Below are 14,336 nucleotides of genomic sequence, written 5' to 3'. Positions count from 1 at the left end.
ACGGGCCTGTGCTCGATTCTGTGACCATCTCGGCGCTCAGCAGCGCGCTGGACGGCCTCTCGCTGAGACAGCGGGCGATCGCCGACAACATCGCGAACATCAACACGCCCGCGTACCACGTCAAGCGCGTGCGGTTCGAAGAGGCGCTCGCGGCATCGGTCGCCGACGGCACGGGGCGCGCCACCGCGACGGTCGCCGAGTCCCTCGAGCCCACCCGGCTGGACGGCAACAACGTCAACCTCGACACCGAGACGCTCTCGAGCATCGACACGATGCTGCGCTACCAGTTCGCCTCTCAGGCGATCGACGGCTCGCTCACCTCGGTGCGCACGGCGCTGCGGACCACATCATGACCTTCGACGCGATCGGCATCGCCGGCACCGGCCTGACCGTGCACCGCAAGTGGCTGGACGCGCTCAGTGACAACATCGCCAACATCAACACGGCCGTCGCTCCCACCGACGCCGCGTTCCGGGAACGCTACGTGCAGGTGCAGACCAGCGCCACCTCGCCCGGGGTGTACGTCGCCGGCACGCAGCTCGGCGACGCCGAGGGGCGCCTGGTGCTCGAGCCCGACAACCCGCTGGCGGACGAGGCCGGCTACGTCCGGTACCCCGACATCGACCTGGGCGACCAGATGGCGCAGCTGATCCTCGCCCAGCGCGGCTACGAGGCCAGCGCCGGCGTCGTCGACCGCGCGCGCAACACGTACGAGGCCGCCCTGCAGATCGGGCGCGGCCGATGAGCGCCGTGCCGGCCGTCGGCGCGGTCGCGGCCGCGCTGCCCACCGTCGCCGCCCCGACCGGCCCCGCCGTCACGAACGCGGCGGACGGCAGCGGATCGGCGTTCGCGACGAGCATGGCCGGCGCCGTCGACCAGCTCAGCTCCCTGCAGTCCACCTCGAACGCGCTGGCGGTGGCCGCCGTCTCGGGTGACCTGAACGACATCCATTCCGCGATGATCGCCTCGACCCGCGCCGCCGTCACCCTCGAACTCGTCGCGGCCGTGCGCAACAAGGGCGTCGACGCGTTCAACGAGATCATGCGGATGCAGGCCTGATGCCCCAGCCGGTCAGCACCGCTCTGCGACGGATCTCGGCGTTCGTCGCAGGCTTCACCGTCGCCCAGCGCACGATCGCCGTGATCGGGCTGGCGGTGCTCGTGCTCGGCGGCGTCGCCCTGTTCAGCTGGCTGACCCGCCCCGCGTACACGCCGCTGTTCTCGGGCCTGAGCGCCGCCGACGCGAACGCCGTGGTCGAGCAGCTGCGGTCGTCGTCGGTGCCGTACGAGCTGACCGACGGCGGATCGACGGTGCTGGTCCCGAAGGACGACGTCTACGACCAGCGACTCGCCGCAGCGTCGGCGGGTCTTCCCAGCGCGAGCTCGGGCGGCTACACGCTGCTCGACAAGATGGGGGTGACCGCCTCAGAGTTCCAGCAATCGGTCACCTACAAGCGCGCGATCGAGGGCGAGCTGGCCGCCACGATCTCTTCCATGCAGGGTGTGAGCGCCGCATCGGTCAAGCTCGCCATCCCCGAAGAGAGCGTCTTCGTCTCCGAGACGAAGGACCCCACGGCATCCGTGTTCGTGGAGGTCGGCGACCGCTCGACCCTCTCTCCCCAGCAGGTCGAGGCCATCGTGCACCTGACCTCGGCGGCGGTGACGGGCCTGAAGCCCGAGAACGTCGCCGTCGTCGACCAGACCGGGCGCACGCTCTCGGCCGTGGGCGTCGGCCAGTCCGGCGGCATCGACGAGCAGGCCGGGGACTACGAGACGCGGATCGCCTCGAGCGTCCAGCGCATGCTCGACACCGTCGTCGGCCCGGGCAATGCGACGGTCACGGTGTCGGCCGACATCGACCGTTCGACGAACCAGCGCCAGGACGAGACGTACACGCCGGCCGAGGGAGCGCCCCCGGCCAGCGAGCAGACCCGCACCGAGACCTCGACCGGCGGCGGGGGCGACGCCGGCGTGCTCGGCCCCGACAACATCGCCGTCCCGTCGGGCCAGAACGGCAGCGACCGCCGCTCGACGGAGGTGACCCGCAACAACGTCGTGAACAAGACCACCCAGACCACGACGACGCCGGCGGGGTCGCTGCGACGCCAGTCGATCTCGGTCGCGGTGGACTCCACCGCGGCGGGGAGTGTGGATGCCGCAGCCCTGCGCGGACTGGTCGCCACGGCCGCAGGCGCCGACACGGCGCGCGGCGACGTCGTCACCGTCGAGTTCGTCTCGTTCAGCCAGACCGAGGCGAAGGCCGCGCGCGACGCCCTGAAGGCCGCGAAGGACGCGGCCGAGGCGGAGCGGCAGGCGGGCATGCGCAACGCACTGTTCATCGCGGCCGGCATCGCGCTGCCGCTGCTGATCGCCCTGATCGTGTTCGTCGTCATGCGAGCGCGCCGCCGTTCGCGCGACGACGACGACGAACCCGCGTACGTGCCGCTGCTGGACGGCCGACCCCGGTCGCTCACCGGCCCGGCCACGCCGCCCGCCGTCGAGCCGGCGCCGGTGGCCACGCTCGAGTTCACCGAGCCCGAGCCGGCCACCGAGCCGGACCCCGACCTCGAACTCGAGCTCGAGCCCGCGCAGGTGCGGCTTCAGCGGCGGCGCTCCGAACTCGAGGCGCTGACGCGCAGCGATCCGCGGCGCACCGCGGAGCTGCTGCGCCGCCTCATCGACGACAGGCAGGACGCATGATCGCCCTCACCGGCCGCCAGACCGCCGCCGTCGTCGTGATGAACATCGATCGCGCGCAGGCGGTCGAGGTGATGAAACACCTGTCCGAAGACGAGGCCGAGGCCATCGCGGCCGAGATCGTCGCTATGCGACGGCTGGATGCCGAGACCACGGCGCGCGCGCTGGGCGACTTCCACCACCTGGCGGCGGGACACCTGCCGCCCGCGCGCGGCGGCCGCGACATCGCCGCGCGCCTGCTCGAGGCGTCGCTGGGCGCCGACCGCGCCGCCGACGTGCTCGGCCGCGTGACGACGACGCACGCGAACGCGTCGTTCGACTTCCTGGGCGCGGCCGCGCCCGCACAGCTGGCGACCCTGCTGGACGGCGAACTGCCGCAGACGGTGGCGCTCGTGCTCGCGCACCTGCCGGTCGACCAGGCCGCCGCGGTGCTGGCCGCCCTTCCCGATCCGGCCCGCACCGATGTCGCACAGTCGATCGCGACGATGGGCACCGCCACGCAAGAGGCGATCACGGTCGTCAGCGACGCCCTGCGCGCGCGCACCGGCGTTTTCGCGACGCGCGACGCCCCCGAGACGCTGGGCGGCGTCGAGCCGCTCGTCGAGATCATCAACAGCTCTGACGCGACGACCGAGAAGTCCCTGCTGGCGAGCATCGAGGCCCGCGACAGCGCGCTGGCCGAAGACATCCGATCGCGCATGCTCACGTTCGCCGACATCGTCAAGCTCGAGGACCGCGACGCACAGCGCGTGCTGCGGGGCATCGACATCCGCTCCCTCGCCCTCGCGCTCAAGGGCGCCCAGCCGGCGATCGCCGAGGTCATCCGCGGCAATGTGTCGGAGCGCAACCGCGACGCCCTCGACGAAGAGGGCCGCCTGCTCGGCCCGGTGCGCATGTCGCAGGTCGAAGAGGCGCGCGCCGAGATCGTGCGCACGATCCGTGGACTCGAAGCGGTCGGCGAGATCACGGTGCGCCGTGCGGACGAGGACGAGTATGTCACCTGACGCATTCGCCCCCGCGGTGTTCCCGCAGCTGGACGGTGCTGATGACGGTGCCGGCGCCGGCCTCCGGACCGTGCGCGAGCGGGCCCACCGCCTGGGCTACGCCGCGGGCCACGCCGAGGGGTTCCGCGCCGCCGCCGCCGTGGCCGCATCCGCCGCCGAGCAGGCCGAGGCCGAGCGCGCGGCACGCGAGGCAGCGGCCGCGCGACGGGTCGCCGACGCGGTGGCGGCTCTGCAGGCGGCCACGCACGCCGTCGCCCGCAGCGCGCACGAGCTGGCCGCCGCGACCCAGGAGCAGGTCTTCGCCCACGCCGTCGAGCTGGCGGAGGTCATCCTCGTCGCCGAGCTCGCGGACGACGAGGCGGCGGCGTCGGCCGCGATCCGCCGGGCGCTCGCCTCGGCCGACCCCGTCGACGTCTGCGGGGTGCGGCTGAACCCCGACGACCTGCGCACGCTGCACGGGCTCGGCGCGGTGCCGGCCGGCATCGCGCCGGTCGCCGATCCCGAGCTGGCGCGCGGGGATGCCGTGGCGGTGCTCGACGACGGATTCGTCGACGCCCGCATCGGCGCCGCCCTCGAGCGGGCGCGCCGGGCGGTGGCGGGAGGAGCGGGGTGAGCGCCTGGGCGGCCGTGCGCGCGGCGGCGCTGCCCGAGCGGGTCGGGCGGGTCTCACGCGTGCGGGGGCTCAGCGTCGACGTGCGCGGCGTGGACGGCGCCGTCGGCGACCTGGTCTCGCTCGGCGACGACCGGTTCGCCGAGATCGTCGCCACCGACGATGCCGGCCTGCGCTGCATGCCGCTCTCGCCGGCCGCGGGCCTCACCGTCGGCGCGCCGGTGCGCGTCCTCGGCGGACCGCTGCGCATCCCGGTGGGACCGGCCCTGCTCGGGCGGGTGGTCGACGGCTTGGGCCGGCCGATCGACGGCCGCGGCCCGATCGAGGGGCCGCGCGTAAGGCTGGACCATGAGCCGCCGTCGATCATGGAGCGCGATCGCATCGCGTCGCCCATGCCCCTCGGCATCCGCGTCCTCGACACGCTCACGGCCGTCGGCCGCGGCCAGCGCGTGGGCCTGTTCGCCGGATCCGGGGTCGGCAAGTCCTCTCTGCTGTCGATGATCGCCCGCGGGACGCAGGCGGATGCCTCGGTCATCGCGCTGGTCGGCGAGCGCGGCCGCGAGGTGCGGGAGTTCATCGAGGACGACCTCGGGCCCGAGGGCCTGGCGCGCTCGGTCGTGGTGGTCTCGACCTCCGACCAGCCGGCCATGGCACGGTTGCGGGCGGCGTTCACGGCGACCCGGATCGCCGAGGCGTTCCGCGACGAGGGCGCCCATGCGGTGCTGATGATGGACTCGCTCACGCGCGTCGCGATGGCCCAGCGCGAGATCGGGCTCTCGGCCGGTGAGCCGCCGGCCACCCGGGGCTACCCGCCCTCGACGTTCGCCGTACTCGCGCGTCTGCTCGAGCGCGCCGGCACCGATCGGCGCGGTTCGGTCACCGGCGTCTACACGGTGCTCGTGGACGGCGACGACCACAACGAGCCGATCGCCGACGCGGTGCGTTCGATCCTCGACGGCCACATCGTGCTCGACCGCGCGCTGGCGCTGTCGGGCCACCACCCGGCGATCGACGTGCTCGCCTCGGTGTCGCGGGTCGCCGGCAAGATCACCTCGCCCGAGCAGCGTGCGCACGTGTCGACGCTGCGGGCGGTACTGGCCGCGCGCCGCGGCGCGAACGACCTCATCGACATCGGCGCCTACCAGTCCGGCGCGAATCCCCGAGTGGATGCCGCGATCGCGAACGAGCGGGCGATCAGGGCGTTCCTCATCCAGGCGCTCGACGAGACCAGTACGACCGACGAGGCGTGGCGCCGGCTCGCCGCTCTCGTCTCGACCTTCGGAGGTGCCCTGTGAAACGCCCGTTCTCGCTGTCGGGACTGCTCAGCGTCCGCAGCATCCAAGAGCGCGAAGCCGCCCAGCGCCTCTCGCGCGCGTCGATCGAGGCGAGTCAGACCGAGGCGCGCGACCGTCGCCTGCGGGCGGCGCTCGGCGCCGAACTCGAGGGACTGGACGCGCGGTCGCTGTCGGCCCTGGCCGCGTCGCGGGCCGCCGGTCGCGCGATGCTGGCCGACCTGGCCGCACTGGCCGAGGTCCAGCAGCGCGAGGTCGACACCGCCCGCAGCGCGCACGACGCGGCCCGGCGGGACGTGAAGGGGCTCGACAAGCTCGCGAAGGCGCACGCGCAGCGGGTGCGCGCCGACGAGCTGCGCGCCGAGCAGGCCGAGCTGGACGAGATCGCGCTGCGAGCACGCGGGCAGGGGGACGCATGAGCATCGCGAGCGTCATCGCCGCCCCGGCCGACGCCACCCGCCGCCCGGCCGCCACCACGCCGCCCGCGACCGGGGGCGCCGGATTCTCGGGCGCCCTGCAGGGCATCCTCGACGCGACGCCGACCGCCTCTGCCGGCGATCCGAGGGCAGCCGCATCGACGGAGCACACCGCCGACGCCGCGGGCGCGCCGATCGCCCTGCGCGCTCCCGCGACGCTCGCCGGCGCACCGGTTCTCATCCCGGCAGCGACGGCCGAGACAGCGTCCGATTCGGACGCCGCGGCGACCACCGCCCCCGGCGACGCGCCGCTTCCGGCCGCCACACCGGCATCCGACGGATCCATCGACGTGCCTTCGCCGGCGATGGATGCCGCAGCCGCGGCCGCGCTCGTCGCCGCCTCGACACCGCCGACGGCCCACTCGTCGACGAGCGCCGCATCGCCGGGCACAGCATCACCGGGCGCCGCGTCGCGCGGCACGGGGGCTGCGACCCCGGCGGGTTCGACGACGGTGCCGCCGGCGATCGGAACGGGGCCGCAGCTGTCGCCGGTGCCGGACGGGACGACCACGGCGAGCGGGACGACGCGAGCGAGCGGCGCCGGGCCCTCGTCCGCGAAGACGACGTTCCCGTCACCGGCGGGCGCGTCGGCGGCCGCAGCGACCATATCGAGCGGGGCGCCGATCGTCGACGCTCCAACGCGCGCCGCGTCGGTCGCACCCTCTGCGCACGCCACGCGATCGACCGCCTCCGCGGCATCGGCGGACGCCGTCCCGGCCGCGCCGCCTAGTTCCATACAGCCCGGCTCCATACAGCCCGGTTCCGTACAGCCCAGTTCCGCGGCCCCCAGCGCCGTGCCGGGCATCGCCGTCGGAACGACGCCCATCCCGGCCACGCCGGCGCCACCGCCCTCGGCTGCGGCATCCCCCTCTCCCCCGCTGGCGCCGCAGGTCTCGGGGACGGTCGTCGCGTTCGCCCAGGCCCCCGACGGCCGGCACAGCGTGACGCTGACAGTGGCGCCCGAGAACCTCGGCCCGGTGACCGTCCGCGCCCACATCGTCGGCGGTGTCGTGCACATCGAGCTGCAGGCGCCGTCCGATGCGGGGCGCGAGGCGCTGCGGGCGATCCTCGCCGATCTGCGCCGCGACCTCGCGGCCGTGAGCACCCAGGCGTCGCTGTCGCTGTCGACCGGCGATGCCGCGTCCGGCGGCGCAGGCGGCGGCTCGACGGGCGGCTTCGCCAACGGCTCGGCCGCTACTTCCCACGGCTCGGCGCAGGCCGCGGGCGGCGACGCGTCGGGCGGCGCGCAGCCCCGGCATCCCGACACCGCGTCCCGCAGCGCACGCCAGGACGCGCCGCAGCCCCCGGCCCGCATCGGGGCCGCCCCTTCGCCGGCGAGCACCGGGCTCGACGTCTTCGCCTGATCCGAGAGGACATCATGACCACCATCGACCCTGTCGCCTCCGCCGGCGTCGCCACCCAGGGCGTGCACACCGGCACGACCGTGCCTGCCGCGCAGCGCAAGCAGACGCTGGACTCCGAGGTGTTCCTCAAGCTCCTGGTCACACAGCTGGCGAACCAGGACCCGAGCTCGCCGATGAACACGAACGAGATGATCGGGCAGACCACCCAGCTCGCCTCGATGGAGCAGCTCACCGCGCTGACCTCGACCGCGCACGAGACCTTCGCCCTGAGCATGCGGCAGGCCGCGGCATCCCTTCTCGGACAGCGGGCGGAGTACACCGACGCCGACGGCGTACTGCAGTCGGGCACGGTCACCGCCGTCTCGTTCGCCGGCCCGGTCCCTGTCGTCACGATCGGCGCCGCCACCGTCCCGCTCGACACCGTGTCGGGCCTGTCCACCACCTCTTCCTGAACGATCTGAAAGGCACACCATGCTCCGCTCGCTGTACGCAGGCATCTCGGGTCTGCGCTCGCACCAGACCATGCTCGACGTCACCGGCAACAACATCGCGAACGTCAACACGACCGGCTTCAAGTCGTCGGCCGTGCAGTTCCGCGACTCGCTGTCGCAGCTGGTGAAGAACTCCACGATCCCGCAGGACGGCGCCGGCGGGTCCAACCCCGCGCAGGTGGGTCTGGGCGTGCAGGTGGCCGGCATCGGCACCAACTTCGCCCAAGGCGCCGCGCAGTCCACCGGCGTGCCGACCGACCTCATGATCTCGGGCGACGGCTTCTTCGTCGTGCGCAACGGCGCCGAGACCAACTACACCCGCAACGGCGGCTTCTCCTTCGACGCGAGCGCACGGCTGGTCAGCTCCAACGGCTCGCTCGTGCAGGGCTGGACCGCCGTCGACGGCGTCATCCGCCCCGGCCAGGGCGTCGGCGACATCACGCTGCCCGTGGGCGTGACCCTGCCGGCCACCGCCACGACCGCGGCGACGGTGACCGGCAACCTGCCGTCCGAGACCGCCGTCGGCGAGCAGCTCGTGCGCGACGTTCGCGTCTACGACGCCGAGGGCAAGAGCGCGATGCTGCGCCTGACCTTCACCCGCACCGCGGGCGGCTGGGACGTGGCCGACGGCGCGGGCGCCACGACCTCGATCGCCTTCGCCGACGGCCGGCAGACCGGGGCCGCTTCGATCGTCTCGGGCGGCATCCAGGTCGACCTGTCGGCCGTCACCGGCTACGCCGACGTCAGCACCGTCGCGTTCGACACGCAGAACGGCGAGCCCGCCGGCACGCTGAACTCGTACGCGCTCTCGGACGACGGGAGTCTGATCGGCACGTTCAGCAACGGCAAGACGCAGGTGCTCGCGCGCATCGCCCTGGCGGACTTCACCAACCCCGGAGGCCTCGAGAAGGCGGGCTCGTCGGAGTACCGGCCGAGCGTGAACTCGGGTCAGCCGACGATCGGCAGCGCCGGCGAAGACGGCTTCGGCGACATCATCAGCGGCGCCCTGGAGATGTCGAACGTGGACCTGTCGCAGGAGTTCACCAACCTCATCGTCGCCCAGCGCGGGTTCCAGGCGAACGCGCGCATCATCACGACGAGCGACGAGGTGCTGCAGGAGCTGACGAACCTGAAGCGCTGACGCCGCTGACCGCCTTCTGCGCACTCACCGGTTCATCTCCGCCTGGATGCGCCGATCGAGGTCGTCCAGTTCCGCGAGCAGCTCGGCGGCGACCCACACCCGATCGCGCTTTCGCCCGGTGATCTCCTGGATGAGCCCAGCGTCGGCGAGCCGCGCAATGGCCTTGTACGTCTGCTGCTCCGACGACCCCGAACGCTGTTCGATCTCGTCGGCCGCCATCACAGGGTGATCGTAGAACGCCGGGATCAGTGCTGCGACAGCGGATCCCGCTCGGGGGCGCAACTCGGCGGCCCATTCCTCGGGCAGCGCCTTGATCCGGGCGATCGACGCGCGCGAGCACACCGCTGCCGCGCGCACCGATCGGGCGAACAGGTCGATGAGGGGCGATGGATCGCCCTGCCGGTAGTCGCCGAGTGCTGCGAAGTAGTCGTCGCGCTTGGCGAGAAGGCCGCTCGCGAGCGGGACGACCGCATTACGGGTGACGCCGCGACGGCGGAACACAGCCGACACCAGGGCGCGGCCGATACGGCCGTTGCCGTCCGTGAATGCGTGGATGGACTCGAATTGCGCGTGCCCGATCGCCGCCTGCACCATCACCGGGATGTCGTCTCGGTTCAGATAGGCGATCAGATCGCGCATCAGGGCAGGAACACGCTCCGGTGCGGGCGGAACGTGGAGTGCGTCGCGCGGTGAGTGGTCGCTGCCGCCGATCCAGTTCTGCATGTCGCGGAGGCGGCCTGCATAGCCGGCCTCCATCGGGTCATCCCTCATCAGAGCGTGGTGGGCTGCAAGCAGATCGTCGAGGCTGAACACGGCACGGGTGCCGACCCCCATGACCAGACCGTGCAGTGCCGTGCCGGCGGCCACCATGCTCGTCGCCGATGAGTTCGAGCGATTGCCGGCCAGCGCCTTGGCGTAGTCGGTCGCCGTCGCTGTGATGCGTTCGATCTTGGAAGATGCCACGGACTCGGTTCTCATCATGAACCAGCTCACGGCTGCGGAATGCCCCTCCGCATCGGTATCGGCCTGGGCGACGGCCAGGAGTGCTTGCTCCGACGCGACAACCGCCGGGATGGGGGGAATGAAGTCGAGTTCTGCGATCGCCGGGGGGATCGAGGCATCCACCGACGTCGTCATCCGATCTTCCCGCGTACCGCCCCTGACTCGCTGGTGCCACGGGAGGGTCTGCGCGGCATGCGCGGGCCAGCCGACAAGCGACAGGGGATCTTCAGCGTCCACAAACCTGACTATCTCATGAATTACCAAGCGTTAAGCAGCTCAAACACGAGGGCCGTGGGCGGCACTCGCACTGAGCGCGATCGTGCCGCGGCAGAGCGCCTTACGCGTGCCGTGCGGCCGCCGACAGTCACCCACGACGGACCAGGATGGACCGTCGGGTCCCGCCCCACAGCGAGGACGAGCATTCCAGGATGGAGCCCATGATCGTCGTCACGCGTCTGAACCGCACCCGGTTCGCGGTGAATCCCGACCTCATCGAGCGGATTCAGGCCGCACCCGACACCACGCTCACCATGGTCGACGGCGCCACGTTCGTGGTCACCGAGACGATGGACGAGGTCATCGACCGGATCACGCGGTTCCGCGCGCAGATCCTCGCGACCGCCTCCGCCTGGGCGCAGCCGTCTCCGCCCGAGGAGGTGGACTGATGGATCCCTCCTTCATCATCGGCCTGCTTCTCGCGTTCGGCGGGCTGCTGGCCATGATCGGCATCGAGGGCGCCTCGGTCTCGGCGCTGCTGCTGCCGGCGCCCATGGTGCTCGTGTTCGGCGCCACGATCGCCGTCGGCATCGCCAGCGGCACGCTGCGCGACGCAGTGTTCGCGATCAAGTCGCTGCCCCGCGCGCTGCGCGGCGACAAGCGCGGCGCGCACAGCATGATCGCCACCGTCGTCGGCTACGCCGAGAAGGCGCGCGCCGAGGGCCTGCTCGCCCTCGAGCGGTCGGTGCCGGACGAGGACGACGCGTTCCTCAAGCAGGCGCTGCAGGGCATCGCCGACGGCACGGACGCCGAAGAGCTGCGCCTCGTGATGGAGGACGAGATCGCGTCGACCGCGGCCCGCAACCGCGCCGCCTCGAAGTTCTACTCGACCCTCGGCGGCTTCGCCCCCACGATCGGCATCATCGGCACGGTGGTCTCGCTCACGCACGTGCTCGAGAACCTCGACAGCCCCGACACGCTGGGCCCGATGATCGCCGCGGCGTTCGTGGCGACGCTGTGGGGCCTGCTGTCGGCGAACTTCATCTGGCTGCCCATCGGCGGCCGGCTGCAGCGGCTCGGCGAGCTGGAACTCGAGCGCATGACCCTGCTGATGGAGGGCATGCTGGCCGTGCAGGCAGGATCCGCGCCGCACTTCGTCGGCGAACGGCTCACTGCGATGGTCTCGCAGCGGCCGAGCGAGAAGGCGCAGAAGAAGCCGGCCCGCGCCGCGGGCGACATCGCCCCGGATCCGGTGCCGGCACCATGAGCGTGCGTCGCCGGCGTCGCACCGCGCCCGAGGAGCATCACGGCCCCGACGAGCGCTGGATGGCGTCGTACCTCGACATGGTGACCGTGCTGATGTGCATGTTCATCGTGCTGTTCGCGATGTCGACGGTCGACGCCGAGAAGTTCGCCGCGCTGAGCAACTCGCTGGCCACGGGGTTCGGTCAGCAGCCGTCGCAGACGGTGGATGCCACGCAGGGCGTGGTCGTCCCCGTCGAACTCATCGACAAGAAGGCCCAGGACTTCGCCGACGCCGAGCTGGACGCCGCGCGCACCGAGTTCGACGAGCTCTCGCAGCTGCGCAAGCGCCTGCGCCAGGCGCTTGCGGAGCGGGGTCTGCAGGATGCCGCGACCTTCACGATCGACGAGCGGGGCCTGACGATCGGCCTGGTCAGCGCCGAGACGTTCTTCGCGACCAACAGCACGACCCTCAGCGGCAAGGCGGTCGCCGTGCTCGGGACCCTGGGCACCGTGATGGCCGACATCCCGAACGAGATCTCCATCGAGGGGCATGCCGACCGCCGGACGGCCGCAGCCCCGTTCCCCACCAACTGGGAGCTCTCGGCAGGCCGGGCCACCCAGGTGCTGCGCTACCTCGTCGAGGACCGCGGGCTGAAGGCGAGCCGGGTCAAGTCCGTCGGGTACGGCGACGCCCGCCCGGCCGCCCCCGGCTCGAGCCCGCGCGCCCTCGCGCAGAACCGGCGCGTGGACATCGTCATCCTCTCCGACGCGAAGGAAGGAGTACGCCGGCTGCTGCCCCTCGTGCAGGAGGCGCCGTAGCGGCACCGACCCCTCACCCTCCTTACGCGCGTCCGCCACCGCCCGATAGTCCGGGGCGTGGTGATCGAGGACAGCGCGCGATCGGGCGTCCCCGCAGAGGCGGGGTCGACCCGCGACGTCGAAGTGTACGACTTCGGGCGTCCGGCGTCGCTGTCGCGCGAGCACGCCCGCGTGCTCGAGGTGGCGTTCGAGACGTTCTCGCGCCAGTGGGCCGCGCAGCTGTCGGCCCGGATCGGCGTGCGCGCGCACGTCTCGGTCGAGCAGGTCACGATGCAGACGTACGACGAGTATGCGGCATCCCTCCCGGCGACGACCACGATGGTCGTGTGCGCTCTGCCGGACGCCGAGGAGCGCATCGTCATCCAGTTCCCGCTTTCGGCGGCCATCGCGTGGATCATCCAGATGGTGGGCGGCCGTGCCGTCGACGTGGTCGAGGAGCGGCCACTGAGCCCCATCGAGCAGGCGCTGATCCGCACGCTCATCTCCGACGCGGCCGACAATCTGACCAATGCCCTGGGCGGCCTGCTGCCGACGGGTCTTGCGATCAGCGGCATCCAGTACAACTCGCAGTTCGCGCAGGTGGCCGCCGCCAGCGATCTGGTCATCGCGGTGCACTTCTCGATGCGGCTGGGCGAGCGGACCGTGCCGGCCAGCGTCATGCTGCCGGCCTCGGTCGTGCTCGAGACCCTGACGACCCGGTCCACCGAGTCGGCCGAGTCCGTCTCGCCCGGCCTCATGCGCCGCCAGGTGGAGCTCGCGCCGATCGAGCTGGCCCTGCGCCTGGCCCCCGCCATCGTGCGCCCCCACGACGTGCTGCGGCTGTCGGTGGGTGACATCGTGCCGCTGCCGCACTCGGCCGACCGGCCGCTCGAACTCGTCGTCGACGACCACATCATCGCCACCGCCGCGGTCGGCACGAGCGGCGCGCGGCTGGCGTGCGTCGTCACCGCGACGCCCCCCGATCCCGCCCTCGCTGAGGAGTCCGCATGACCAGCACCACCGCTCACGAATCCGCCGTCGCCGCCGCCTTCGCCGCACGACTGCCGACCGCGGCACCGGCCACCGCGCGCGCCGCCCAGGCGTCGGGCGACACCGGCGAGGCCGTCGTCGCATCGTTCATCGGCGACACCAGCGCCCAGCTGGCGGTGCAGCTGCTCGACCCCGCCGCCCTCGTCGACGGGATGCCCGACGCGCCTCTGACCGACCGGCTGCACGGCACGCTGATCGCCGCCGTCGGCGCCCTCGGCCCCGGCACGCTCGGCGACCCCGCCCTCGAGGACGCGTCGGCCGTGTTCACCCACCCTCTCGCCCAGGTGTTCGACCTGGTCGACGACGCCGAGCGCACGATCGGGCGCCTCGCGGTGCGCATCACCCGCACGTCGGGCGCGGCGGCCGCACCCTCGCGCCGCCTCAACCGGATCGCCGGCGTCGAGATGGACCTGACGGTCGAGATCGGCCGCACCCGGATGGCGGTGCGCGAAGTGCTCGACCTGGAGCCGGGGCGCATCGTCGAGCTGGACCGCTCGGCGGGGGCACCGGCCGACGTGAAGCTGAACGGCCGCATCATCGCGCACGGCGAGATCGTCGTCGTCGACCAGGACTACGCGGTGCGGATCACGCGCATCCTCGAGAACGTCGAGGTCTGACCTGGATGACCTGCTGCTGGCGCTGCGCGTCGGCGTCTCTCTGGTGGCGGTGCTGTGCCTGCTCTGGTACCTGCAGCGCCGCCTCTCGCGGCGCCCCGCGCGGCGCGAGGTCGAGACGATCCGGGTGCTGGGGCGCAAGAGCCTGGGCTCGAAGGCGCAGCTGGTCGTCGTGCAGACCGACGACGCCCGCTACGTGCTGGGTGTCACCGAGCGGGGCGTGAGCGTCGTCGACCGGCTCCCCGCCCGCACCGAGCCGGCAGCGGCCCCGGCCCAGTGGACCGCGACCCGTCCGGTCGCCGCCGCCTCGTTCGACCGTGCGCTCACGGCGGCATCG

General features: G+C 72.5%; 17 protein-coding genes and 1 pseudogene. 17 read left to right on the top strand and 1 reads right to left on the bottom strand.

From position 1 onward, the window contains the following. The first annotated feature begins 8 nt into the window (after positions 1-8). Genes AC3RX0_RS12370 through AC3RX0_RS12320 form a run of 11 tightly spaced genes read left to right on the top strand, consistent with a single transcriptional unit; the run spans position 9 to position 9,074 of the window. The gene (locus tag AC3RX0_RS12370) at positions 9-353 is read left to right on the top strand and encodes a flagellar basal body rod protein FlgB (protein WP_491506279.1); all 345 of its coding nucleotides are present in this window, start codon (positions 9-11) and stop codon (positions 351-353) included. Then, positions 350-745: a flagellar basal body rod protein FlgC gene (locus AC3RX0_RS12365; RefSeq protein ID WP_491506278.1), complete on the top strand. Its 396-nt coding sequence runs from the start codon at positions 350-352 to the stop codon at positions 743-745. The genes AC3RX0_RS12370 and AC3RX0_RS12365 overlap by 4 nt, the downstream gene beginning before the upstream one ends. Next, entirely contained in the window at positions 742-1,059 is a 318-nt protein-coding gene (gene fliE, locus AC3RX0_RS12360; RefSeq protein ID WP_491506277.1) for a flagellar hook-basal body complex protein FliE, read from the top strand. The genes AC3RX0_RS12365 and fliE overlap by 4 nt, the downstream gene beginning before the upstream one ends. Further along, a complete protein-coding gene (gene fliF, locus AC3RX0_RS12355) occupies positions 1,059-2,699 on the top strand; it encodes a flagellar basal-body MS-ring/collar protein FliF (protein WP_491506276.1) in 1,641 nt (546 codons plus the stop codon). Before fliE ends, fliF begins: the two co-directional genes overlap by 1 nt. Then, the gene (fliG, locus tag AC3RX0_RS12350) at positions 2,696-3,700 is read left to right on the top strand and encodes a flagellar motor switch protein FliG (RefSeq protein ID WP_491506275.1); all 1,005 of its coding nucleotides are present in this window, start codon (positions 2,696-2,698) and stop codon (positions 3,698-3,700) included. Before fliF ends, fliG begins: the two co-directional genes overlap by 4 nt. Further along, a complete protein-coding gene (locus tag AC3RX0_RS12345; RefSeq protein WP_491506274.1) occupies positions 3,690-4,313 on the top strand; it encodes a FliH/SctL family protein in 624 nt (207 codons plus the stop codon). The genes fliG and AC3RX0_RS12345 overlap by 11 nt, the downstream gene beginning before the upstream one ends. After that, positions 4,310-5,605 (top strand): FliI/YscN family ATPase, encoded by a 1,296-nt coding sequence (locus AC3RX0_RS12340; protein WP_491506273.1) that lies wholly within the window; start codon positions 4,310-4,312, stop codon positions 5,603-5,605. The genes AC3RX0_RS12345 and AC3RX0_RS12340 overlap by 4 nt, the downstream gene beginning before the upstream one ends. Next, the gene (locus tag AC3RX0_RS12335) at positions 5,602-6,021 is read left to right on the top strand and encodes a flagellar FliJ family protein (protein WP_491506272.1); all 420 of its coding nucleotides are present in this window, start codon (positions 5,602-5,604) and stop codon (positions 6,019-6,021) included. Before AC3RX0_RS12340 ends, AC3RX0_RS12335 begins: the two co-directional genes overlap by 4 nt. Beyond that, positions 6,018-7,442, top strand: a complete 1,425-nt coding sequence (locus AC3RX0_RS12330; RefSeq protein WP_491506271.1) for a flagellar hook-length control protein FliK — start codon at positions 6,018-6,020, stop codon at positions 7,440-7,442. The genes AC3RX0_RS12335 and AC3RX0_RS12330 overlap by 4 nt, the downstream gene beginning before the upstream one ends. Before the next feature lie 14 nt (positions 7,443-7,456). Then, complete coding sequence (locus AC3RX0_RS12325) at positions 7,457-7,894, top strand: flagellar hook assembly protein FlgD (RefSeq protein WP_491506270.1); 438 nt, start codon at positions 7,457-7,459, stop codon at positions 7,892-7,894. Positions 7,895-7,913: 19 nt separating this feature from the next. Then, entirely contained in the window at positions 7,914-9,074 is a 1,161-nt protein-coding gene (locus AC3RX0_RS12320; RefSeq protein WP_491506269.1) for a flagellar hook protein FlgE, read from the top strand. A gap of 24 nt (positions 9,075-9,098) precedes the next feature. On the opposite strand, the gene AC3RX0_RS12315 is transcribed toward AC3RX0_RS12320, so the two are convergent. Then, positions 9,099-10,313, bottom strand: coding sequence for a Fic family protein (locus tag AC3RX0_RS12315; RefSeq protein WP_491506268.1), 1,215 nt, complete (start codon positions 10,311-10,313; stop codon positions 9,099-9,101). A gap of 200 nt (positions 10,314-10,513) precedes the next feature. Between AC3RX0_RS12315 and AC3RX0_RS12310 the strand changes: the two genes are divergently transcribed. The 6 genes and pseudogenes from AC3RX0_RS12310 to AC3RX0_RS12285 all read left to right on the top strand — a co-directional run. Then, a complete protein-coding gene (locus AC3RX0_RS12310) occupies positions 10,514-10,741 on the top strand; it encodes a flagellar FlbD family protein (protein WP_498165968.1) in 228 nt (75 codons plus the stop codon). Next, positions 10,741-11,559, top strand: coding sequence for a motility protein A (locus AC3RX0_RS12305; RefSeq protein WP_491506266.1), 819 nt, complete (start codon positions 10,741-10,743; stop codon positions 11,557-11,559). Before AC3RX0_RS12310 ends, AC3RX0_RS12305 begins: the two co-directional genes overlap by 1 nt. Continuing rightward, on the top strand, positions 11,556-12,356 hold the full coding sequence (locus tag AC3RX0_RS12300) for a flagellar motor protein MotB (protein ID WP_491506265.1): 801 nt from the start codon (positions 11,556-11,558) through the stop codon (positions 12,354-12,356). Before AC3RX0_RS12305 ends, AC3RX0_RS12300 begins: the two co-directional genes overlap by 4 nt. A 57-nt stretch (positions 12,357-12,413) precedes the next feature. Next, positions 12,414-13,346, top strand: coding sequence for a flagellar motor switch protein FliM (locus AC3RX0_RS12295; RefSeq protein ID WP_491506264.1), 933 nt, complete (start codon positions 12,414-12,416; stop codon positions 13,344-13,346). Beyond that, positions 13,343-14,002, top strand: a complete 660-nt coding sequence (fliN, locus tag AC3RX0_RS12290; RefSeq protein ID WP_491506263.1) for a flagellar motor switch protein FliN — start codon at positions 13,343-13,345, stop codon at positions 14,000-14,002. The genes AC3RX0_RS12295 and fliN overlap by 4 nt, the downstream gene beginning before the upstream one ends. A gap of 43 nt (positions 14,003-14,045) precedes the next feature. Next, positions 14,046-14,315, top strand: a pseudogene (locus AC3RX0_RS12285) (flagellar biosynthetic protein FliO); the annotation flags it as partial. Between the last annotated feature and the right edge of the window lie 21 nt (positions 14,316-14,336).

This window comes from Microbacterium sp. W1-4-2, from assembly GCF_058349885.2.
This window is presented reverse-complemented; position numbering and strand designations above follow the sequence as displayed.

Coding starts and splice junctions, on each gene's coding strand:
- AC3RX0_RS12365 (WP_491506278.1), top strand. CDS start 350: ATGACCTTCGACGCGATCGGCATCGCCGGCACCGGCCTGACCGTGCAC.
- fliE (WP_491506277.1), top strand. CDS start 742: ATGAGCGCCGTGCCGGCCGTCGGCGCGGTCGCGGCCGCGCTGCCCACC.
- fliF (WP_491506276.1), top strand. CDS start 1,059: ATGCCCCAGCCGGTCAGCACCGCTCTGCGACGGATCTCGGCGTTCGTC.
- fliG (WP_491506275.1), top strand. CDS start 2,696: ATGATCGCCCTCACCGGCCGCCAGACCGCCGCCGTCGTCGTGATGAAC.
- AC3RX0_RS12345 (WP_491506274.1), top strand. CDS start 3,690: ATGTCACCTGACGCATTCGCCCCCGCGGTGTTCCCGCAGCTGGACGGT.
- AC3RX0_RS12330 (WP_491506271.1), top strand. CDS start 6,018: ATGAGCATCGCGAGCGTCATCGCCGCCCCGGCCGACGCCACCCGCCGC.
- AC3RX0_RS12325 (WP_491506270.1), top strand. CDS start 7,457: ATGACCACCATCGACCCTGTCGCCTCCGCCGGCGTCGCCACCCAGGGC.
- AC3RX0_RS12320 (WP_491506269.1), top strand. CDS start 7,914: ATGCTCCGCTCGCTGTACGCAGGCATCTCGGGTCTGCGCTCGCACCAG.
- AC3RX0_RS12310 (WP_498165968.1), top strand. CDS start 10,514: ATGATCGTCGTCACGCGTCTGAACCGCACCCGGTTCGCGGTGAATCCC.
- AC3RX0_RS12305 (WP_491506266.1), top strand. CDS start 10,741: ATGGATCCCTCCTTCATCATCGGCCTGCTTCTCGCGTTCGGCGGGCTG.
- AC3RX0_RS12300 (WP_491506265.1), top strand. CDS start 11,556: ATGAGCGTGCGTCGCCGGCGTCGCACCGCGCCCGAGGAGCATCACGGC.
- fliN (WP_491506263.1), top strand. CDS start 13,343: ATGACCAGCACCACCGCTCACGAATCCGCCGTCGCCGCCGCCTTCGCC.